Annotated in this window: 32 protein-coding genes; all 32 read left to right on the top strand. The window is 57.3% G+C overall.

What is annotated here, in order from left to right; genetic code table 11:
- Window positions 1–131: 131 nt before the first annotated feature.
- The 32 genes from fusA to B7L71_RS16790 all read left to right on the top strand — a co-directional run bounded on the left by fusA (window position 132) and on the right by B7L71_RS16790 (window position 20,024).
- The gene (fusA, locus tag B7L71_RS16635) at window positions 132–2,255 is read left to right on the top strand and encodes an elongation factor G (RefSeq protein ID WP_016915772.1); all 2,124 of its coding nucleotides are present in this window, start codon (window positions 132–134) and stop codon (window positions 2,253–2,255) included.
- A gap of 29 nt (window positions 2,256–2,284) precedes the next feature.
- On the top strand, window positions 2,285–3,478 hold the full coding sequence (gene tuf, locus B7L71_RS16640) for an elongation factor Tu (protein WP_081139241.1): 1,194 nt from the start codon (window positions 2,285–2,287) through the stop codon (window positions 3,476–3,478).
- Between the two features lie 159 nt (window positions 3,479–3,637).
- Window positions 3,638–3,949: a 30S ribosomal protein S10 gene (gene rpsJ / locus B7L71_RS16645; RefSeq protein WP_009098983.1), complete on the top strand. Its 312-nt coding sequence runs from the start codon at window positions 3,638–3,640 to the stop codon at window positions 3,947–3,949.
- 150 nt (window positions 3,950–4,099) lie between these two features.
- Window positions 4,100–4,738: a 50S ribosomal protein L3 gene (gene rplC, locus B7L71_RS16650; RefSeq protein WP_016915774.1), complete on the top strand. Its 639-nt coding sequence runs from the start codon at window positions 4,100–4,102 to the stop codon at window positions 4,736–4,738.
- 15 nt (window positions 4,739–4,753) lie between these two features.
- Complete coding sequence (gene rplD, locus B7L71_RS16655) at window positions 4,754–5,359, top strand: 50S ribosomal protein L4 (RefSeq protein WP_081139242.1); 606 nt, start codon at window positions 4,754–4,756, stop codon at window positions 5,357–5,359.
- Window positions 5,356–5,652: a 50S ribosomal protein L23 gene (gene rplW, locus B7L71_RS16660; protein ID WP_016915776.1), complete on the top strand. Its 297-nt coding sequence runs from the start codon at window positions 5,356–5,358 to the stop codon at window positions 5,650–5,652. The genes rplD and rplW overlap by 4 nt, the downstream gene beginning before the upstream one ends.
- A gap of 17 nt (window positions 5,653–5,669) precedes the next feature.
- Window positions 5,670–6,500, top strand: a complete 831-nt coding sequence (rplB, locus tag B7L71_RS16665) for a 50S ribosomal protein L2 (protein WP_016915777.1) — start codon at window positions 5,670–5,672, stop codon at window positions 6,498–6,500.
- Between the two features lie 33 nt (window positions 6,501–6,533).
- Complete coding sequence (rpsS, locus tag B7L71_RS16670) at window positions 6,534–6,809, top strand: 30S ribosomal protein S19 (RefSeq protein ID WP_009098993.1); 276 nt, start codon at window positions 6,534–6,536, stop codon at window positions 6,807–6,809.
- A gap of 18 nt (window positions 6,810–6,827) precedes the next feature.
- Window positions 6,828–7,160: a 50S ribosomal protein L22 gene (gene rplV / locus B7L71_RS16675; RefSeq protein ID WP_010626471.1), complete on the top strand. Its 333-nt coding sequence runs from the start codon at window positions 6,828–6,830 to the stop codon at window positions 7,158–7,160.
- Between the two features lie 11 nt (window positions 7,161–7,171).
- Window positions 7,172–7,879 (top strand): 30S ribosomal protein S3, encoded by a 708-nt coding sequence (rpsC, locus tag B7L71_RS16680; RefSeq protein WP_016915778.1) that lies wholly within the window; start codon window positions 7,172–7,174, stop codon window positions 7,877–7,879.
- 15 nt (window positions 7,880–7,894) lie between these two features.
- A complete protein-coding gene (gene rplP / locus B7L71_RS16685; RefSeq protein WP_007112000.1) occupies window positions 7,895–8,308 on the top strand; it encodes a 50S ribosomal protein L16 in 414 nt (137 codons plus the stop codon).
- A complete protein-coding gene (gene rpmC, locus B7L71_RS16690) occupies window positions 8,308–8,499 on the top strand; it encodes a 50S ribosomal protein L29 (protein ID WP_016915779.1) in 192 nt (63 codons plus the stop codon). The genes rplP and rpmC overlap by 1 nt, the downstream gene beginning before the upstream one ends.
- A gap of 1 nt (window position 8,500) precedes the next feature.
- Window positions 8,501–8,761, top strand: coding sequence for a 30S ribosomal protein S17 (rpsQ, locus tag B7L71_RS16695; protein WP_009723897.1), 261 nt, complete (start codon window positions 8,501–8,503; stop codon window positions 8,759–8,761).
- 51 nt (window positions 8,762–8,812) lie between these two features.
- The gene (rplN, locus tag B7L71_RS16700) at window positions 8,813–9,184 is read left to right on the top strand and encodes a 50S ribosomal protein L14 (RefSeq protein ID WP_009723896.1); all 372 of its coding nucleotides are present in this window, start codon (window positions 8,813–8,815) and stop codon (window positions 9,182–9,184) included.
- Window positions 9,185–9,198: 14 nt separating this feature from the next.
- Complete coding sequence (rplX, locus tag B7L71_RS16705) at window positions 9,199–9,513, top strand: 50S ribosomal protein L24 (protein WP_009723895.1); 315 nt, start codon at window positions 9,199–9,201, stop codon at window positions 9,511–9,513.
- A gap of 18 nt (window positions 9,514–9,531) precedes the next feature.
- Window positions 9,532–10,071, top strand: a complete 540-nt coding sequence (rplE, locus tag B7L71_RS16710) for a 50S ribosomal protein L5 (protein ID WP_016915781.1) — start codon at window positions 9,532–9,534, stop codon at window positions 10,069–10,071.
- Between the two features lie 10 nt (window positions 10,072–10,081).
- Entirely contained in the window at window positions 10,082–10,387 is a 306-nt protein-coding gene (rpsN, locus tag B7L71_RS16715; protein ID WP_009099007.1) for a 30S ribosomal protein S14, read from the top strand.
- A 32-nt stretch (window positions 10,388–10,419) separates the two neighbouring features.
- Window positions 10,420–10,812, top strand: a complete 393-nt coding sequence (gene rpsH, locus B7L71_RS16720; protein WP_009723892.1) for a 30S ribosomal protein S8 — start codon at window positions 10,420–10,422, stop codon at window positions 10,810–10,812.
- 9 nt (window positions 10,813–10,821) lie between these two features.
- Window positions 10,822–11,352, top strand: coding sequence for a 50S ribosomal protein L6 (gene rplF, locus B7L71_RS16725; RefSeq protein ID WP_016915784.1), 531 nt, complete (start codon window positions 10,822–10,824; stop codon window positions 11,350–11,352).
- Window positions 11,353–11,361: 9 nt separating this feature from the next.
- Window positions 11,362–11,712: a 50S ribosomal protein L18 gene (gene rplR / locus B7L71_RS16730; RefSeq protein WP_008959159.1), complete on the top strand. Its 351-nt coding sequence runs from the start codon at window positions 11,362–11,364 to the stop codon at window positions 11,710–11,712.
- Window positions 11,713–11,723: 11 nt separating this feature from the next.
- Window positions 11,724–12,224: a 30S ribosomal protein S5 gene (gene rpsE / locus B7L71_RS16735; protein ID WP_016915785.1), complete on the top strand. Its 501-nt coding sequence runs from the start codon at window positions 11,724–11,726 to the stop codon at window positions 12,222–12,224.
- A gap of 6 nt (window positions 12,225–12,230) precedes the next feature.
- Window positions 12,231–12,413 (top strand): 50S ribosomal protein L30, encoded by a 183-nt coding sequence (rpmD, locus tag B7L71_RS16740; protein WP_009723888.1) that lies wholly within the window; start codon window positions 12,231–12,233, stop codon window positions 12,411–12,413.
- A gap of 3 nt (window positions 12,414–12,416) precedes the next feature.
- Window positions 12,417–12,851: a 50S ribosomal protein L15 gene (rplO, locus tag B7L71_RS16745; RefSeq protein WP_016915786.1), complete on the top strand. Its 435-nt coding sequence runs from the start codon at window positions 12,417–12,419 to the stop codon at window positions 12,849–12,851.
- Complete coding sequence (secY, locus tag B7L71_RS16750) at window positions 12,852–14,183, top strand: preprotein translocase subunit SecY (protein ID WP_016915787.1); 1,332 nt, start codon at window positions 12,852–12,854, stop codon at window positions 14,181–14,183. It begins immediately after the preceding gene.
- Between the two features lie 50 nt (window positions 14,184–14,233).
- Window positions 14,234–14,347 carry a 50S ribosomal protein L36 gene (gene rpmJ / locus B7L71_RS16755; RefSeq protein WP_081139244.1) on the top strand — a complete coding sequence of 38 codons (114 nt, stop codon included), beginning with the start codon at window positions 14,234–14,236 and terminating at the stop codon, window positions 14,345–14,347.
- A 121-nt stretch (window positions 14,348–14,468) separates the two neighbouring features.
- Window positions 14,469–14,825, top strand: a complete 357-nt coding sequence (gene rpsM / locus B7L71_RS16760) for a 30S ribosomal protein S13 (RefSeq protein ID WP_016915788.1) — start codon at window positions 14,469–14,471, stop codon at window positions 14,823–14,825.
- Window positions 14,826–14,877: 52 nt separating this feature from the next.
- Window positions 14,878–15,264 (top strand): 30S ribosomal protein S11, encoded by a 387-nt coding sequence (gene rpsK / locus B7L71_RS16765; RefSeq protein WP_009099028.1) that lies wholly within the window; start codon window positions 14,878–14,880, stop codon window positions 15,262–15,264.
- A 12-nt stretch (window positions 15,265–15,276) separates the two neighbouring features.
- Entirely contained in the window at window positions 15,277–15,897 is a 621-nt protein-coding gene (rpsD, locus tag B7L71_RS16770; protein ID WP_016915789.1) for a 30S ribosomal protein S4, read from the top strand.
- A 125-nt stretch (window positions 15,898–16,022) separates the two neighbouring features.
- Window positions 16,023–17,018, top strand: coding sequence for a DNA-directed RNA polymerase subunit alpha (locus B7L71_RS16775; protein ID WP_081139245.1), 996 nt, complete (start codon window positions 16,023–16,025; stop codon window positions 17,016–17,018).
- A gap of 39 nt (window positions 17,019–17,057) precedes the next feature.
- Window positions 17,058–17,444: a 50S ribosomal protein L17 gene (gene rplQ / locus B7L71_RS16780; protein WP_016915791.1), complete on the top strand. Its 387-nt coding sequence runs from the start codon at window positions 17,058–17,060 to the stop codon at window positions 17,442–17,444.
- A gap of 330 nt (window positions 17,445–17,774) precedes the next feature.
- Window positions 17,775–19,070, top strand: a complete 1,296-nt coding sequence (locus B7L71_RS16785) for a D-alanyl-D-alanine carboxypeptidase family protein (RefSeq protein ID WP_081139247.1) — start codon at window positions 17,775–17,777, stop codon at window positions 19,068–19,070.
- 78 nt (window positions 19,071–19,148) lie between these two features.
- On the top strand, window positions 19,149–20,024 hold the full coding sequence (locus B7L71_RS16790; protein WP_016915793.1) for a DMT family transporter: 876 nt from the start codon (window positions 19,149–19,151) through the stop codon (window positions 20,022–20,024).
- Window positions 20,025–20,047: the final 23 nt, after the last annotated feature.

The raw sequence follows: 20,047 nt of genomic DNA on the forward strand, positions 1-20,047 counted from the left end.
TTGCAGTGCGTTAAAAGTCTTTATCGTCATGTTGCAACACGCCGCCGCTATCGTTGTCGATGGCGGCGGTGGCATAAGCAGAAATGGCACCGCTGGATCAACGAGCATCGCCAACTAACGGGAGTTTCACCGTGGCACGCAAAACACCGCTTAATCGCTACCGTAACCTGGGGATTGTGGCTCACGTCGACGCAGGTAAAACTACCACCACTGAGCGTGTACTGTTTTACACTGGCGTAAACCACAAGCTGGGCGAAACGCATGAGGGTGCGTCTACGACCGACTGGATGGAGCAGGAGCAGGAGCGTGGTATCACTATCACCTCTGCTGCTGTAACCACCTTTTGGAAGGGGATGAATCATCAGTTTGATGAGCACCGTATCAACATCATCGACACCCCCGGGCACGTTGACTTCACTATCGAAGTTGAGCGTTCTCTGCGTGTTCTCGATGGTGCGGTCGTTGTACTGTGCGGTTCCTCCGGCGTTCAGCCGCAGACCGAAACCGTATGGCGTCAGGCCAACAAGTACGAAGTTCCGCGCATGGTGTTCGTCAACAAGATGGACCGTACCGGCGCTGATTTCTTCATGGTTGTCGACCAGCTGAAAGAGCGCCTGGGTGCCAACGCCGTGCCGATCCAGATCAACTGGGGCACGGAAGAAGACTTCAAGGGCGTTATCGACCTGATCGAGATGAAGGCTATCCTCTGGAACGAGGAAGACCTTGGAACGAGCTATGAGCTTGTAGATATCCCTGCAGAGTTGGTCGAAACCGCTGAAGAGTACCGTGAGCAGATGGTCGAAGCCGCTGCCGAGGCCTCTGAAGAGCTGATGGACAAGTACCTTGAAGAAGGCGAGCTGAGCGTCGCTGAGATCAAGGCAGGCCTGCGCGCCCGTACATTGGCAAGCGAAGTCGTTCTAGTCACCTGTGGTTCTGCCTTCAAGAACAAAGGTGTTCAGGCGGTTCTGGACGCAGTAGTTGAATATCTGCCGTCACCAACGGAAGTCAAGGCCATTGAAGGTGAGCTGGACGACAAGGATGGTACTGTCGCAACTCGTGAAGCTGACGATAATGCTCCGTTTGCTGCACTGGCGTTCAAGATTGCTACCGACCCCTTCGTTGGTACTCTGACCTTCATTCGCGTCTACTCGGGCGTTCTGAAGTCTGGTGACGGCGTCTACAACTCCGTCAAGCAGAAGAAAGAGCGCGTTGGTCGTATCGTTCAGATGCACGCTAATACACGCGAAGAGATCAAGGAAGTACTGGCGGGCGACATCGCGGCCTGTATCGGCCTGAAAGACGTCACCACCGGTGACACCCTGTGCGATATCGATGACAAGATCGTTCTCGAGCGTATGGAGTTCCCGGATCCGGTGATCTCGGTTGCTGTTGAGCCGAAATCTAAAGCTGATCAAGAGAAAATGGGCGTTGCGCTTGGCAAGCTGGCCCAGGAAGATCCTTCGTTCCAGGTCAAGACCGACGAAGAGACCGGTCAGACCATCATCTCCGGTATGGGTGAGCTGCACCTGGACATCATCGTTGACCGTATGCGTCGCGAGTTCAAGGTAGAAGCCAATATCGGTAAGCCGCAGGTCGCCTACCGCGAAACCATTCGCGGCAGCGTCGAGCAGGAAGGCAAGTTCGTTCGTCAGTCTGGTGGTCGTGGTCAGTTCGGTCACGTCTGGCTGCGCATCGAGCCGCTGACTGCAGAAGAGAAGGGTGAAGGCGAAGAAGAGATCTTCTTCAAGTTCAACTCTGAAATCGTGGGTGGTGTGGTTCCCAAGGAATACGTCCCTGCGGTTGAGAAGGGTGCTTTCGAGCAGCTGAAAAACGGTGTCATCGCCGGTTACCCGATGATCGACGTCAAAGTCACGCTGTTTGATGGTTCCTACCATGACGTGGACTCGAACGAGACTGCGTTCAAGATTGCTTCTTCCATGGCAGTGAAAGAAGGTGCCCGGAAGGCCAAGGCCGTGCTGCTGGAGCCGGTGATGAAGGTCGAAGTCGTGACCCCCGAAGATTTTATGGGTGACGTCATGGGCGACCTGAACCGTCGTCGCGGCCTGGTGCAGGGCATGGATGACTCTTCCTCTGGTAAAGTCATTCGTGCAACGGTGCCACTGGGTGAGATGTTCGGTTACGCAACCGATCTGCGCTCACAGACCCAGGGCCGTGCGAGCTACTCTATGGAGTTCGCGAAGTACGAGGAGGCGCCCTCCAGCGTCGTTGAAGCCGTCATCAACCAAAACGGTTAACCGTTAGCTAACGTAAAGAGGTTATAGCAGTGGCTAAGGAAAAATTTGAACGTTCCAAACCGCACGTCAACGTCGGCACCATCGGTCACGTCGACCACGGTAAAACGACTCTGACAGCGGCCCTGACCCGCGTGTCTGCTGAGGTTTTCGGCGGCGACTGGCGTGCATTCGATACTATCGATAACGCACCGGAAGAGCGTGAGCGTGGTATCACCATCGCGACTTCTCACGTTGAGTACCAGTCTGAAGAGCGTCACTACGCGCACGTTGACTGCCCGGGACACGCTGACTACGTCAAGAACATGATCACTGGTGCTGCTCAGATGGACGGCGCTATCCTGGTATGTTCTGCCGCTGACGGCCCCATGCCGCAGACTCGCGAGCACATCCTGCTGTCTCGTCAGGTTGGTGTTCCGTTCATCGTTGTGTTCCTGAACAAAGCGGACATGGTCGATGACGAAGAGCTGCTCGAGCTGGTCGAAATGGAAGTTCGTGAACTTCTGAACGAGTACGACTTCCCGGGTGACGACACGCCGATCATCACTGGTTCTGCGCTGATGGCTCTGAACGGTGAAGACGAGAACGGCATGGGTACTACTGCCGTGACCAACCTGATCAAGGCTCTGGATGAGTACATCCCTGAGCCGGAGCGTGCCATCGACCAGCCGTTCCTGATGCCGATCGAAGACGTATTCTCTATCTCTGGCCGTGGTACTGTTGTTACCGGTCGTGTAGAGCGCGGCATCGTGAAAGCCGGTGAAGAAGTGGAAATCGTGGGTATCCGCGATACCACCAAAACCACCGTAACTGGCGTTGAAATGTTCCGTAAGCTGCTCGACGAAGGTCGTGCAGGTGAGAACGTTGGCGCCCTGCTGCGTGGTACCAAGCGTGATGACGTCGAGCGTGGCCAGGTTCTGGCCAAGCCGGGCACCATCAACCCGCACACCACGTTCGAAGCCGAAGTATACGTACTGTCCAAGGAAGAAGGCGGTCGTCACACGCCTTTCTTCAAGGGCTACCGTCCGCAGTTCTACTTCCGTACCACTGACGTAACCGGTACTTGTGAACTGCCGGAAGGCGTTGAAATGGTAATGCCGGGCGATAACATCAAAATGGTTATCACCCTGATCGCTCCGATCGCCATGGACGAAGGTCTGCGCTTCGCTATCCGCGAAGGTGGCCGTACCGTAGGTGCTGGCGTCGTAGCCAAGATCGTCAAGTAAGCTGTTGGCTTGATGATGCAAGGGGGCTCGCAAGAGCCCCCTTTTCTGCGCACCAATCGCAAATGTTTGACATGGCCGATTGGCGTGCCTATAATGCGCATCCTTTGAATGCGTGGGTAGACGGCTCGCGCCGTCGACATCCATTGGAGTTTAGGGCAAATGCAGAACCAAAAGATTCGCATTCGGTTGAAAGCGTTCGACCATCGCCTGATCGATCAGTCCACTGCGGAAATCGTTGAAACCGCTAAGCGTACTGGTGCTCAGGTTCGTGGTCCGATCCCGCTGCCGACCAACCGCGAGCGCTATACCATCCTGATTTCTCCGCACGTCAACAAGGACGCGCGCGATCAGTATGAGATTCGCACTCACAAGCGTGTGCTCGACATCGTTGAGCCGACCGAGAAAACCGTTGATGCGCTGATGAAGCTCGACCTCGCCGCTGGCGTAGACGTGCAAATCAAGCTCGACTAATACACTAGACACTTTGCGGCCCAGCGCTCATCGCCATCTGTCGAGAGCAGCAGCCGCCGCGCCGTGAGGCGCCACACAATGTGCTAGTGGAATGCTCTGGAAAGGGCAGCCATAGCGGGTGATAGCCCCGTACACTATAGGAGACTGAGCATGACTATCGGTTTAGTCGGTATCAAGGCCGGGATGACCCGCGTCTTTACCGAAGATGGCGCATCTGTGCCCGTGACCGTTATTGAAGTTGATCCTAACCGTGTAACGCGCGTCAAGACGCTTGAGTCTGACGGCTACGCAGCGGTTCAGGTCACTACTGGTTCTCGTAAAGCCAAACACCTCACCAAAGCGCAAGCGGGTCAGTTTGCCAAGGCGGGTGTCGAGGCTGGTCGTTCACTGATGGAATTCCGCCTTGCAGAAGGCGAAGAAGCTCCTGAAGTGGGTGGCGAACTCACCGTATCCCTCTTCGAAGCTGGTCAAAAGATCGACGTGACTGGCACTTCCAAGGGTAAAGGCTTCCAGGGTGCTGTTAAGCGCTGGAACTTCCGTACCCAAGACAACAGCCATGGTAACTCCCTGTCGCATCGTGCGCCGGGTTCTATCGGCATGTGTCAGACACCTGGTCGCGTATTCAAGGGCAAGAAAATGGCCGGTCAAATGGGTAACACCCGTTGCACCGTGCAGAGCCTTGAGATCGTCCGTGTCGACGCCGAGCGTAACCTGCTGCTGATCAAGGGCGCTGTACCGGGAGCGACCGGTAGCAACGTGATCGTTCGCAGCGCCGTGAAAGCTGGCTGAAGGGGATAATTACCAATGAATCTGAATCTTGCTGCAGGCGCGGGTACCGTTGAAGTAGCCGACGCCACTTTTGGCAAAGAATTCAACGAAGCGCTGGTGCATCAGGTCGTCACTGCCTATCTGGCAGCTGGTCGTCAGGGTACACGCGCTCAAAAGAGCCGTTCCGACGTGCGTGGCGGTGGTAAGAAGCCGTGGCGTCAGAAGGGTACCGGTCGTGCACGCGCTGGTACTATCCGCTCTCCGCTGTGGCGCAGTGGTGGTGTTACTTTCGCGGCGCGTCCTCAGGACTACACCCAGAAAGTAAACCGCAAAATGTACCGCGCGGCGATGCGCTCCATCCTGTCTGAGCTGGTCCGTCAAGAGCGCCTGGTCGCGATTGAAGAGTTCAGCGTAGAAGCGCCGAAGACCAAGCAGGTAGCTGCCAAGCTGAAAGAGCTCAACCTTGAGAAAGTGTTGATCGTCACTGAAGAAGTCGACGAAACGCTCTATCTGGCCGCACGCAACCTTCCCCACGTTGACGTGGTGGATGTCGCTGCCGCTGATCCGGTGAGCCTGGTTGCCTTTGACAAGGTCCTGGTCACCGTCTCCGCCCTGCGTAAATTCGAGGAGAAGCTGGCATGAACCAGGAACGCGTATTCAAGGTTCTGCTTGGACCGCACGTGACCGAAAAGGCCGCGATGGCAGCCGAGCGCAACCAGTACGTTTTCAAGGTGGCACCCGATGCTACCAAGCCCGAGATCAAGAAAGCCGTTGAAGCACTGTTCGGCAAGAAGGTCGGTGGCGTTCAGGTACTGAACGTCAAGGGTAAAACCAAGCGTACTGCTCACGGCGTTGGCCTGCGTAAGGGTTACCGCAAGGCGTATGTGACCCTGGCTGCGGGTGAAACGCTCGAAGACTTCTCTGGCGCCGAATAAGGGCAGGAGTACGGATAATGGCAATCGTCAAGACCAAACCCACATCCGCCGGTCGTCGCCACGTCGTCAAGATCGTTGGTGAGGAGCTGTACAAGGGCCGTGCTTATGCACCGCTTTTGGAAAAACAGTCCAAGTCCGGTGGCCGTAACAACTACGGTCGCATCACCACCCGCCACGTGGGCGGTGGTCACCGTCATCACTATCGGTTGATCGACTTCAAACGCACCAAGGATGGCATTCCGGCCACCGTTGAGCGTCTGGAGCACGACCCGAACCGCAGTGCGCACATTGCGCTGCTGAAATATGCCGATGGCGAGCGTCGTTACATCATTGCACCGAAAGGCGTCAGCGCCGGTGACGTGCTGGAATCTGGTGTCAACGCGCCCATCAAGAAAGGCAATGCCTTGCCGCTGCGTAACATCCCGCTCGGTTCTACCGTTCACGGTATCGAACTGAAACCGGGTAAAGGCGCGCAGATTGCTCGCAGTGCCGGTACTAGCGCTCAGCTGGTTGCTCGTGAAGGTAACTACGCCACCCTGCGTCTTCGCTCTGGCGAAATGCGCAAGGTGCTGGCCGAGTGCCGCGCGACCCTGGGCGAAGTGAGCAACTCCGAGCACAGCCTGCGTCAACTTGGCAAGGCCGGTGCGAAGCGCTGGAGAGGCGTGCGTCCGACAGTTCGCGGCGTCGCGATGAACCCTGTGGATCACCCGCACGGTGGTGGCGAAGGCCGCACCAGCGGTGGCCGTCACCCGGTTACTCCGTGGGGCGTGCCGACCAAGGGTCACAAGACGCGTAAGAACAAGCGCACCGACAAGCTGATCGTACGTCGTCGTAACAAGACGCGTTGATCTAAATTGCCAAGACATTAAGAGGTAACGGCTGTGCCACGTTCACTAAAGAAAGGTCCCTTCATTGACCTTCATCTTTTGAAGAAGGTAGAGGCTGCAGTGGAGAAGAACGACCGTAAACCGATCAAGACCTGGTCGCGTCGTTCGATGATCCTGCCAAACATGGTAGGCCTCACAATCGCTGTCCATAACGGTCGCCAACACGTCCCGGTGCACGTCTCCGAGGAAATGGTTGGTCACAAGCTGGGCGAATTCGCTGCCACTCGCACTTATCGCGGGCATGCGGCGGACAAGAAAGCCAAACGGTAAGCCAGAGAGGATTGAGAGATGGAAGTCACAGCTAAGCTGCGTGGCGCTCGTTTATCCGCCCAGAAGGCCCGTTTGGTGGCTGACCAGGTGCGCGGTAAACCGGTCGCCGAAGCACTCGACCTGCTGACCTTCTCACCGAAGAAGGCTGCCAAGCTAGTCAAGAAAGTGCTGCAGTCCGCCATTGCAAACGCGGAAGAAAATAACGGCATGGATATCGACGAGCTGCGTGTCTCGACCATCTGCGTCGATGAGGGCATGACGCTCAAGCGTATCAAGCCGCGTGCCAAAGGCCGCGCGGATCGTATCTTGAAGCGCACCTGCCACATCACCGTCAAGGTAGCCGAGAAGTAGGAGTCGACCAGATGGGTCAGAAAGTCAATCCAACAGGCATTCGACTGGGCATCGTCAAAGACCATGCTTCTGTCTGGTATGCCGAGCGCGGCGCCTATGCCGATAAGCTCAACAACGATCTCGAAGTGCGCAGCTTCCTGGACGAGCGTCTGAAAAGCGCCTCCGTAAGCCGCATTCACATCGAGCGTCCGGCGAACAATGCCCGCATCACCATTCACACTGCCCGTCCGGGTATCGTGATTGGCAAGAAAGGTGAAGATGTCGACCGTCTGCGTCGTGATCTGACCGAGATGATGGGCGTTCCGGTGCATGTGAACATCGAAGAAGTTCGCAAGCCCGAGCTGGATGCCAAGCTGGTTGCTGCCAACGTGGCAGGTCAGCTTGAGCGTCGCGTCATGTTCCGTCGTGCCATGAAGCGCGCGGTACAGAACGCAATGCGTCTTGGCGCTGGCGGCATCAAGATTCAGCTGTCAGGTCGTCTGGGTGGCGCCGAAATCGCACGTACCGAATGGTACCGCGAAGGTCGCGTTCCGCTGCATACTCTGCGTGCGGACATCGACTACGCCACTTACGAAGCTCACACCACCTACGGCGTCATCGGCGTCAAAGTGTGGATCTTCAAGGGTGAAATCCTCGGCGGTATCGAGGAAGTACGTGCCAAGGCCAAGCAACAGCAACAGCCTGCCGGCAACGCGCCCAAGAAGAAAGGTTCCAGGTAAGGGGAGAGCGAGTCGATGTTACAGCCCAAGCGTATGAAATTCCGCAAGATGATGAAAGGCCGCAACCGTGGCCTGGCGCATCGCGGAAGCAAGATCAGCTTCGGGGAGTACGGCCTCAAGGCAACCGGTCGTGGCCGCATCACTGCGCGTCAGATCGAAGCTGGCCGTCGTGCGATCACACGTCACGTCAAGCGTGGCGGTAAAATCTGGATCCGCGTTTTCCCTGACAAGCCGATTTCCAAGAAGCCGCTCGAAGTTCGTATGGGTAAGGGTAAAGGTTCCGTTGAGTACTGGGTAGCCCAGATCCAGCCGGGTCGGGTCCTGTATGAAATTGAAGGTGTATCCGAAGAGCTGGCCCGTGAAGCATTTGAACTGGCCGCCCAGAAGATGCCCCTGTCCACCACCTTTGCGAAACGGACGGTGATGTGATGAAAGCCCAGGAAATTCGTGAAAAGTCCGTAGGAGAGCTCCAAGAGCAGCTCCTCGAGCTCCTCCGCGAGCAGTTTAACCTGCGCATGCAGAAGGCCACTGGCCAACTGAGCCAGACTCATCTGCTCAAGCAGGTCCGTCGGGATATCGCCCGCGTTAAGACTGTGCTCAACGAGAAGGCAGGTGATTGAGATGGCCGAAGAGAAAAAAACACGTACGCTGACCGGCAAGGTGGTCAGCGACAAGATGGACAAGTCCATCGTCGTCATGATCGAGCGTCGTGAGCGTCACCCGATCTACGGAAAATACGTCAAGCGCTCCACCAAGCTGCACGCCCATGATGAGGCGAACCAGGCAAAGGCAGGCGATACGGTTTCCATTCAGGAGTGCCGTCCGCTTTCCAAGAAGAAAGCCTGGACGCTGGTCGAGGTGGTCGAGCAGGCCAAGGGTTAATCCCCTGCGTCTGTTCAACCAGTGCAGTCAGATTAGGTTTGGAGAAAACCGATGATTCAGACTCAGACAATGCTGGATGTCGCCGACAACAGCGGAGCGCGCCGGGTGCAATGCATCAAGGTGCTGGGCGGTTCACACCGTCGCTACGCCCGCGTTGGTGACGTCATTAAAGTAACGGTCAAAGAAGCTATTCCTCGTGGCAAGGTCAAAAAAGGCCAGGTCCTCAAGGCAGTAGTCGTTCGTACCCGTAGTGGCGTCCGTCGTAGTGACGGTTCGCTGATCCGTTTCGATGGAAATGCGGCAGTTTTGTTGAATAACACCAACGAACAGCCGATCGGCACGCGTATCTTCGGGCCGGTAACTCGTGAACTTCGTAATGAGAAGTTCATGAAGATCATTTCCCTAGCGCCTGAAGTGCTGTAAGGAGCGAGGCGGATATGCAAAAGATCAAACGTGACGATGAAGTCATCGTCATCGCCGGGAAGGATAAGGGCAAGCGCGGCACGGTGAAGCGGGTACTTGAAAACCGTTTCGTGGTGTCCGGTGTGAATATGATCAAGCGTCACACCAAGCCTAATCCCATGGCGGGAAATCAGGGCGGTATCGTCGAGCGTGAGGCTCCGATTCACGCGTCCAACGTAGCCATCTTCAATTCGGAGACCGGTAAGGCGGATCGCGTCGGCTTCCAGGTGAAGGAAGACGGTACCAAGGTACGTATCTACAAGTCGACGCAGACGCAGATCGACGCCTAACGCGAGTCGGGTAGCATAATGGCGAACTTGAAAGAACGTTATCAAAACGAGGTGGTAGCTCAACTCAAAGAGCAGTTCAGCTACGCCAACGTAATGCAGGTACCCCGGATCACGAAAGTGACTCTGAACATGGGTATCGGCGAAGCGGTCAGCGACAAAAAGCTGATCGACAATGCCATCGGCGACCTGGAGAAGCTTTCCGGTCAGAAGCCGCTGGTGACCAAGGCACGCAAGTCCATCGCGGGCTTCAAGGTGCGCGAAGGTTGGCCGATCGGTATCAAAGTGACACTGCGCTCCGAGCGTATGTGGGACTTCCTGGACCGTCTGGTGAACATTGCCATCCCACGCGTGCGTGACTTCCGTGGTCTCAACCCGAAGTCCTTCGACGGTCGCGGCAACTACTCCATGGGTGTGCGTGAGCAGATCATCTTCCCGGAGATCGAATATGATAAAGTCGATCGCGTACGGGGGCTGGACGTCACTATCACTACTACCGCCAACACCGACGAGGAAGGTCGTGCGCTGCTTGCAGCACTGAACTTCCCGTTTAAGAAATAAGGGTTGGATCATGGCTAAGAAAAGTATGATAGAGCGTGAGCTCAAGCGTACTCAGCTGGTCGAGAAGTATGCGGCTAAGCGCGCAGAGCTCAAGAAAATCATCTCGGACGTGAACGCTTCTGAAGAAGATCGTTTCGAGGCGACGCTGAAGCTGCAGCAACTGCCGCGCGACTCCAGCCCGGTGCGTCAGCGTAACCGCTGCCGCGTGACTGGCCGTCCGCACGGCTTTTACAACAAGTTCGGCCTCGGCCGTAACAAGCTGCGTGAAGCCGCCATGCGTGGCGACGTCCCTGGCCTCAAAAAGTCCAGCTGGTAACGCCACGTAGAATCATCAGGAGCGCACATTAAATGAGCATGCAAGACACTCTGGCGGATATGTTTACCCGTATCCGCAATGCGCAGATGGCCACCAAGGAGACGGCTACCATGCCGTCCTCCAAACTGAAAGTCGAAGTGGCCCGAGTGCTAAAGGAAGAAGGCTACATTACCGACTTTACGGTGGCTGAAGGCGTCAAACCCGAGCTGACCGTTACTCTCAAGTACTTTGAGGGTAAGCCGGTTATCGAGCACATTCAGCGGGTTTCCAAGCCGTCTCTGCGTCAGTACAAGGGCAAGGACAACCTGCCCAAGGTAGCCGATGGCCTGGGTATCGCGATTGTCACCACCTCTAATGGTGTCATGACCGATCGTGCCGCGCGCCAGGCTGGCGTCGGTGGCGAAGTCATCTGCACCGTATTCTAGGAGGCTGGAATGTCCCGCATAGCGAAATATCCGGTTAAAGTGCCTGCTGGCGTTGATGTCAAAATCGATGCTGGCCAGCTGACCGCCAAAGGCGGCCAGGGCACGCTGTCTATGCCCATTCACCAGGACGTGGTGATTGGTCAAGAAGACGGCCAGCTGACCTTCGCCCCGAGTGAGTCTGCCAAGAGCTGGGCAATGGCCGGTACTACCCGCGCCTTGGTTCAGAACCTGGTTACGGGCGTATCCGAGGGTTTCACAAAAACTCTCGAAATTGTTGGCGTCGGTTATCGTGCCCAAGCTAAGGGCCAGACGCTCAATCTTTCACTGGGCTTCTCGCACCCGGTCGACTACGAACTGCCTAAAGGTGTTACAGCGGAAACGCCGAAGAACACCGTGATCGTGCTGAAAAGCGCGGACAAGCAGATGCTCGGTCAGTGCGCCGCGGAAATCCGCGCCTTCCGTCCGCCTGAGCCGTACAAAGGCAAGGGTGTACGTTACGCCGACGAGCAGGTGCGTCGCAAAGAAGCCAAGAAGAAGTAAGGCAGGGTTATGAACGCGAAGAAAGAATCTCGTCTCCGTCGTGCCCGCCGCGCTCGCGCCAAGATCCGCGAGCTGGGCGTGTATCGCCTGTGCGTCAACCGTACCCCGCGTCACATCTATGCGCAGATTATCTCGCCGGATGGTGGCAAGGTGCTGGCCAGCGCTTCTACGCTGGACAAAGCACTGCGCGAGGGTGCGACCGGTAACTCAGACGCGGCCTCCAAGGTCGGCGCTCTGATTGCCGAACGCGCTAAAGAAGCAGGCATCACCCAGGTGGCCTTCGACCGTGCTGGCTTTAAGTATCACGGTCGCGTCAAGGCTCTGGCCGACGCCGCACGTGAAGGCGGCCTGGAATTCTAAAGGGTTTTACGATGGCGAAGAACGAACAGCAAAACGGTGATCTGCAGGAGAAGTTAGTGCAGGTCAACCGCGTCGCCAAGGTGGTCAAGGGTGGTCGTATTTTCGGCTTCACCGCACTGACCGTCGTAGGTGATGGTAAAGGTCGTGTCGGTTTCGGTCGTGGCAAGGCGCGTGAAGTGCCGGTCGCAATCCAGAAAGCGATGGACCAGGCTCGTCGCAACATGGTCAAGGTCAACCTTGCAGGTCACACACTGCAGTACCCGGTAAAAGCCCGTCACGGTGCTTCCAAGGTGTACATGCAGCCGGCCTCCGAAGGTACTGGTATCATCGCTGGTGGCGCCATGCGTTCCGTACTGGAACTGGCAGGCGTTCACGATGTACTGGCCAAGTGCTACGGTTCCACCAACCCGGTTAACGTGGTACGGGCGACTGTCAAAGGTCTCTCTGCCATGCAAGCACCGGAAGACATCGCCGCCAAGCGCGGTCTGTCTGTCGAAGCGATCACGGGGTAAGGCACCATGGCAGCAACGATCAAGGTTACCCAGATCCGCAGCACCATCGGCGTTTTGCCCAAGCACAAGGCTACTATGAAAGGCCTGGGCCTGCGTCGCATCGGTCATACGGTTGAGCTGGAAGACACCCCTGCCGTACGCGGCATGATCCACAAGGTTAACTACCTTGTGCGCGTTGAGGGAGAGTAATCCATGAAACTCAATACCCTGAGCCCGGCACCGGGCTCCAAACACGCTGAAAAGCGCGTTGGTCGTGGTATCGGTTCCGGTCTGGGCAAGACCGGTGGCCGTGGCCACAAAGGTCAGAAATCACGCAGTGGCGGTAGCGTCAAGCCTGGTTTCGAAGGCGGTCAGATGCCGCTGCAGCGTCGTTTGCCGAAGTTTGGCTTCACGTCTGCCAAGTCGCTGGTATCTGAAGAAGTACGCCTGGCGGAACTTGCCAAGGTTGCCGGTGACGAAGTCACCATGGAAACCCTGAAGCAAGCCAACGTGCTGAAGGATGCGACGCTGCATGCGAAGATCATCCTTTCTGGCGAACTGAACAAAGCGGTTACCGTTCGTGGAATCAAGGTCACCAAAGGTGCCCGTGAAGCGATCGTAGCCGCTGGCGGCAAGGTAGAGGACTAAATGGCCAAGTCAGGAAACATGCCGGCGATGGGCAGCGGTCTGAGTGAACTGTGGGCGCGTTTGCGCTTCGTGCTCCTCGCCATCGTGGTGTACCGTATCGGTGCCCACATTCCCGTTCCCGGTATCAATCCTGACCAGCTTGCTGCCTTGTTCAGGGAGCAACAGGGCACCATCCTGGGCATGTTCAACATGTTCTCGGGTGGCGCCCTGGAGCGCATGAGCGTCCTCGCCCTGGGCATCATGCCCTATATTTCGGCGTCGATTATCATGCAGCTGATGACTGCAGTCTCCCCTCATCTTGAACAGCTCAAGAAAGAGGGCGAGGCTGGCCGCCGCAAGATTAGCCAGTACACCCGCTACGGCACGGTGTTACTGGCTTTTGTCCAGGCTACCGGCATGTCCGTGGGTCTGGCTAGCCAAGGCATCGCTTACAGCGCTGACTTCAGCTTCTATTTCACCGCCATCATCACGTTTGTGTCGGGTGCGGTGTTTATGATGTGGCTAGGCGAGCAGATCACCGAGAAGGGCATCGGCAACGGTATTTCGCTGCTGATCTTCGCGGGGATCGTCGCTGGGCTGCCCAGTGCCGTGGGGCAAGCCTTCGAGCTTGCTCGTAACGAAGGGGCCTGGAATGTTCTTCCGCTGTTAGCGCTGTCCGTGCTAGGTATTGCCACCGTGGCATTCGTGGTGTTCATCGAGCGTGGCCAACGCCGCCTCAAGGTGAACTACCCACGTCGCCAAGTGGGCAACAAGATGTATGCAGGTCAAAGCAGCTACTTGCCGTTGAAGGTGAACATGGCGGGCGTCATTCCCGCGATCTTTGCCTCCAGTATCCTACTCTTCCCGGCCTCTATCGGTCAGTGGGTAGGTGCTGGCGAAGGCATGGAGTGGTTGCAGCGAGCCTCGCAGGCGTTAGGCCCGGGCCAACCGCTTTACATCTTGCTTTTCGCTGCGGCAGTGGTATTCTTCTGCTTCTTTTACACAGCGCTGGTCTTCAACCCCAAGGATGTGGCTGACAATCTCAAAAAGTCAGGCGCTTTCCTGCCGGGCATTCGCCCCGGCGAGCAGACCGCTCGCTATATCGACAAAGTGATGACTCGTCTCACTCTGTTCGGTGCCTTGTATATCACTGCGGTTTCCCTGATGCCCCAGTTCCTGATCGTAGCATGGAACGTTCCGTTCTTCTTTGGCGGTACGTCGCTGCTGATCGTGGTAGTGGTCATCATGGACTTCATGGCCCAGGTGCAGTCGCATCTCATGTCGCATCAATATGACTCAGTGATGAAGAAGTCCAACCTGAAAGGCTACGGTAGCGGCGGCATCATGCGCTGAGGCGCCCCTAACGAATTGGCGCGCCGCGAGCCGTTTTTGGAGAAAGAACGATGAAAGTTCGAGCTTCCGTAAAGAAGATGTGCCGTAACTGCAAGATCATTCGTCGCAATGGCGCTGTACGCGTCATCTGTGTCGAGCCGCGGCACAAGCAGCGTCAGGGCTAAGCCTGGGCTGTTTTAAGCGGGTGCAGGCATACCCCTTGCCTTCGGGCTCCTAAAGGGGTATGCTGTTGCGCCTTTTGTAGATGAATAAACGAGCAAGCCGCTCAAATTTCGGAGTAAGCTGATGGCCCGTATTGCAGGCGTCAATATCCCGGACAACAAGCATGCGGCGATCTCGCTGACCTATATCTTCGGGATTGGCCGTACTCGCGCTCAACACATCTGTGTTGCTGCCGGTATCGCGCCGACTACCAAGATCGTAGATCTGTCTGGCGAAGAGCTGGACACCCTGCGTTCTGAAGTTGGTAAGTACACCGTAGAAGGCGACCTTCGTCGTGATGTCACGCTTAACATCAAGCGTCTCATGGACTTAGGCTGCTACCGTGGTCTGCGTCATCGTCGTAGTCTTCCGCTGCGTGGTCAGCGGACCAAGACTAACGCGCGTACCCGTAAGGGCCCGCGTAAGCCGATCCGCAAATAACACGCAGGCTCTTTAATCGAGAGCTGACGTTAAGACAGGAATAGACATCAACATGGCTAACCCGCGTAGTAACCGTAAAAAGGTTAAAAAGCAGGTAGTGGACGCCGTCGCGCACATCCATGCCTCTTTTAACAACACGATCGTGACGATCACAGACCGCCAGGGCAATGCTCTTTCTTGGGCAACAGCCGGTGGTTCGGGTTTTCGTGGTTCTCGCAAGAGCACCCCGTTCGCTGCGCAAGTTGCAAGCGAGCGTGCAGCAACTGCTGCAGCCGAGTATGGTGTGAAAAACGTAGACGTGCTGGTCAAGGGCCCCGGTCCCGGCCGTGAATCCGCCGTGCGCGCACTGAACGCCGCCGGCTTCCGCGTGCAAAGCATCGTAGACGCGACGCCCATCCCCCATAATGGCTGCCGTCCGCCGAAGAAACGCCGCGTTTAAGGAGACAGATTCATGGCTCGTTATATTGGACCGAAGTGCAAACTGTCTCGTCGTGAAGGCACCGATCTCTTCCTGAAGAGTGGCGTGACTCCCTTCGAGAAAAAGTGTAAATCCGAGCAGATCCCGGGTGTACACGGCCAGCGTCGTCAGCGTCTTTCCGACTACGGCTTGCAGCTTCGCGAGAAGCAGAAAGTACGCCGTATGTATGGCGTACTCGAAAAGCAGTTCCGCAACTACTACAAAGAAGCCGCTCGCCTGAAAGGTGCGACCGGTGAAGTACTGTTGCAACTGCTTGAATCCCGACTGGATAACGTCGTCTACCGCATGGGCTTCGGCTCGACTCGCTCTGAAGCGCGTCAGCTGGTCAGCCACAAGGCGATTTCCGTCAACGGCCGCACCGTTAACGTTGCTTCCTACCAAGTGAAGCCGGGTGACGTGGTAGCTGTTCGTGAAAAGGCGAAGAACCAGGCTCGTATCCAAAGCGCGTTGAGCATTGCTGCCAACCGTGGCGATATCACCTGGATCGAAATCGACGCCAAGAAGATGGAAGGCACTTTCAAGGCTCTGCCTGAACGCGGTGACCTGACTGCCGACATCAACGAAAACCTGATCGTCGAGCTGTACTCCAAGTAAGCAGTCTGTTTGTTGCTTCTGCTTCTTGAGGCCTGGGCGGGATAGCAAAGCTAACCGCCCAGATGCTCTTGAGTATTGTGCTTTAGAGTACTCAGTATCCGTTTGGCAGCCTGAAAGGTGTTCATATGCAGCGTTCAGTGACAGAGTTTCTTCGCCCCCGCGACATCAAGGTCGAAGAGATCAGCGCACATCATGCCAAAATCGTTCTCGAACCGTTCGAGCGCGGCTTTGGTCACACCCTGGGGAATGCACTTCGTCGCATTCTGCTTTCATCCATGCCCGGCGCTGCCGTGGTAGAGGCTGAAATCGCCGGTGTAGAGCACGAATACAGTGCACTCGAAGGGGTGCAGGAAGATGTCATCGAAATCCTCCTGAACTTGAAAGATGTTGCGATCAAGATGCACAGCCGCGATGAGGCGGTGCTCTCGCTGAACAAGCAGGGCCCAGCCGTCGTCACCGCTGGCGACATTGCGCTTGATCATAGCGTCGAAATCGTCAACCCGGACCACGTCATTGCACACGTCAATGAAGGTGCCGAGCTGAAAATTCAGCTTAAGGTAGCGCTGGGTCGTGGTTACGAACCGGCTGACGCTCGTGGCTCTGATGAAGAGACCCGTGCTATTGGCCGCCTGCAGCTGGATGCCACCTTCAGCCCTGTTCGCCGTGTTTCCTACTCGGTCGAAGCCGCTCGTGTCGAGCAGCGTACCGACCTCGATAAGCTGATTATCGACCTGGAAACCGACGGTACACTGGATCCGGAAGAGGCTATCCGTCGCAGTGCGACCATTCTGCAAGAGCAGCTGGCCGCCTTCGTCGACCTGGAAGCTGACAAAGAGCAGGAAGTCGAAGAGGAAGAGGATCACGTTGATCCGATCCTATTGCGCCCCGTAGACGATCTCGAGTTGACCGTTCGCAGCGCCAACTGCCTGAAAGCCGAGAATATCTACTACATCGGTGATCTGATCCAGCGCACGGAAGTGGAGCTGTTGAAGACCCCGAACCTCGGTAAGAAGTCCTTGAATGAAATCAAGGATGTATTGGCAGCGCGCGGCTTGCCCCTCGGTATGCGGCTGGAAAATTGGCCACCCGCTAGCCTGAAGGACGACAAGGCCTCCGCGTAAGCGTCGACTTGAGTCCCAGTTTGGTAAGGAATCACAACCATGCGTCATCGTAAGAGTGGTCGTCATCTGAATCGTACCAGCTCGCACCGTCAGGCCATGTTCAAGAACATGTCTGTCTCGCTGGTCGAACATGAAGTCATCAAGACAACCCTGCCCAAGGCCAAGGAACTGCGTCGCGTTATCGAGCCGCTGATCACCCTGGCAAAGCAGGATAGCGTTGCAAACCGCCGTCTGGCGTTTGCTCGTACGCGCTCCAAAGAAGCCGTCGGCAAACTGTTCAACGAGCTGGGTCCGCGTTACGCCGAGCGTCCGGGTGGTTACATCCGTATTCTCAAGTGCGGTTTCCGCACCGGCGACAACGCCCCCATGGCCTACGTTGAACTGGTAGACCGCCCGGTAGCCCAGGAAGAAGCCGCTGCAGAGTAAGCGTAGCGCCCCTTCCAAGGCACAATGAAAACCGCCCCTCACCGGGCGGTTTTTTTACGCCTATCGTTTCATGTCCATGGAAAAGAGACGGATTGCCTGGCGGGCCTGGATTAATCTATATATAAGCCATCGGGCACATCCATTTGTCGGCAGGCCATGCTAGTCTTATTCGGCTGAGCATGGCCATTCAAGGGCGGTGCTAGGTCATCAGTAAGTGTGTGCCAGGGTAGCAGGCGCGAGTGACGTTTAGCAGTGATGTACATTCATCAAGGGGCAGGTATGTCAGCAGAGGCAAGGTATTCACGGACAGCAGCAACGGTATGGCTGTTGATGCTCGGTCTATTGGTGATCGGCAGTATCACCAACGCGCAGGCCAACCCTCGCTATGCGGGCATCGTCGTCGATCTGGAGCATGGTGAAGTGCTTTATGCCGAGAACGCCGACGAAGCGCGCTATCCTGCCTCGTTGACCAAGATGATGACCATGTACCTCACCTTCGAAGCGCTGGAGAGAGGTGACTTGCGCCTCGACCAAGCGCTGCCGGTGTCGGCTCAGGCGGCGGCCATGCCCGCCAGCAAGCTGTGGCTGTCAGCAGGCAGCACCATCAGCGTGGACACCGCCATGCGCGCCCTGGCGGTACGCTCTGCCAACGACGTGGCCGTGGTGGTGGCCGAGGCTCTGGGCGGCAGTGAGCAGCGCTTTGCCCACCTGATGACGGAAAGAGCCCGTGAGCTGGGCATGAGCAGGACGACTTTCCGCAATGCCTCGGGGTTGCCGGATGACCAGCAGATCACCACGGCGCGGGATATGCTGACCCTGTCGGTGCGTGTGATCCAGGACTTTCCTCAGTATTACCACTACTTTGGGCTGCAGGAGTTCACCCACCGTGGCACTCGCCACACTAGCCACAACCGCCTGGTGCGTGACTATCCCGGCGCCGACGGCCTGAAGACCGGCTTTATCCGTGCCTCCGGGTTCAATGTCGCCACCACTGCCGTGCATAACGGCCGACGCATGGTGGCGGTGGTGATGGGGGGATTCACCGCCGCCTCCAGGGATACGCACATGGCCAGCCTGCTGGATCGCAGTTTCGAGCGCGCAGCGCTACGTGACCACCAGACCTGGATTGCCAACACCAGCTTCTCGCAGGAGTACATGAGCTTCGGGGGTTCACAGCAGGCGATCTCGCCTCCGCCCGAGCCCCCATCGCGGCCGATAATGGCGCATATCGACACCAGCGCACCGGTCACGGCGGCGGCCGTGGAGGCCCAGTGGTCACAAACCATGGCGCCTACACCTTCCCCTCAGGGTGACCCGCTGCTGGCCTTGATCGAGCAGGAGCGTGGCTTTGCCTCGATGGGGTCGGCACCGGCCGCTGGCGGTGGTAACTGGGGCATCCAAGTGGGTGCCTTCAGCCAGGCCCATCAGGCGGAACAGCTGGCCCAACAGGCTGCCCAGCGGCTGCCCAGTGAGGTGGGGGGGCAGGTCGCCATCGATACCTTCGAGGGGCGCTCGACGGTCTTCCGAGCACGCGTCGTGGCGCTGGACGAAATACGTGCCCGTCAGGCCTGTCAGTCGCTGCAGGCACAGGGGATGGACTGCATGGTGGTGAACGCCAGCCTTTGACACTACTCATCACGCCAACGCCCCGCCAGTGCAGCATTGGCGGGGCGTTTTATTTTATGCGACCACAGGAGGAACGCCATGACATCTTCCCTGAAAGGCATTCTCTGCATGTGTGCAGGCGTACTGTTTCTGGCCTTGGGTGACGCGGTATCGAAATGGTTGGGTGAGGTGCACTCGCCGCTGCAAATCATTTTTTTCAGAACGCTGGTGTCGCTACCGCTGATCGCCCTGCTGGCCCATTTTGGTGGTGGGCTGCGCAAATTGCGTACGCGTCGCCCGGGCGTGCACCTGCTGCGCGGGCTCATTTATACCGCCACCATGGTGTGCTTCGTCTGGGGGTTGACCCTGCTGCCGCTGGCGGAAGCCACGGCGATTGCCTTTGTGGCCCCGCTGTTCGTGACGCTGCTGTCGGTGCCGTTACTGGGTGAGCGTATCGACCCGCCAGTGCTGGCCGCTTCGCTGCTTGGCTTTGTCGGGGTGCTGATCGTGGTGCGGCCAGGTGGTGATGCCTTTCAACTGGGGGCCATGGTGGTGCTGGGCGCGGCGGTGTTCTACGCGCTGATGATGGTCACCGCGCGGCGCTATGGCGCCAACGAGCACCTGTGGGCCATGGTGTTCTACATGACGGCCGTGCCGCTGGTACTGACGGGCCTCAGCCTGCCCTGGGTATGGCAAACGCCCCATCCCTGGCACTGGCTGGGCTTTGCCGCCTCCGGAGTGTTGGGGGTGGGAGCCACGGCGTTCATCACTCTGGCCTTTCGCCATGCGCCCGCCGCCATAGCGGCGCCCTTCGATTATACCGCCATGCTGTGGGCCGTGTTGTTGGGGTGGTGGTTCTGGGGGGAGCTGCCGGACGTTTGGGTCTGGGTAGGCAGCGCGCTGATCATGTGTAGCGGTCTGGCCATTGCCTATCACGATCGTCGCACCACCCTGAAACGTCGCCCCACGGCTTGACATGCACCGGGAATTGACCCAAG

This window comes from Halomonas sp. BC2 (genome assembly GCF_002078115.1).
GTDB classification, from domain to species: Bacteria; Pseudomonadota; Gammaproteobacteria; order Pseudomonadales; family Halomonadaceae; genus Vreelandella; species Vreelandella stevensii.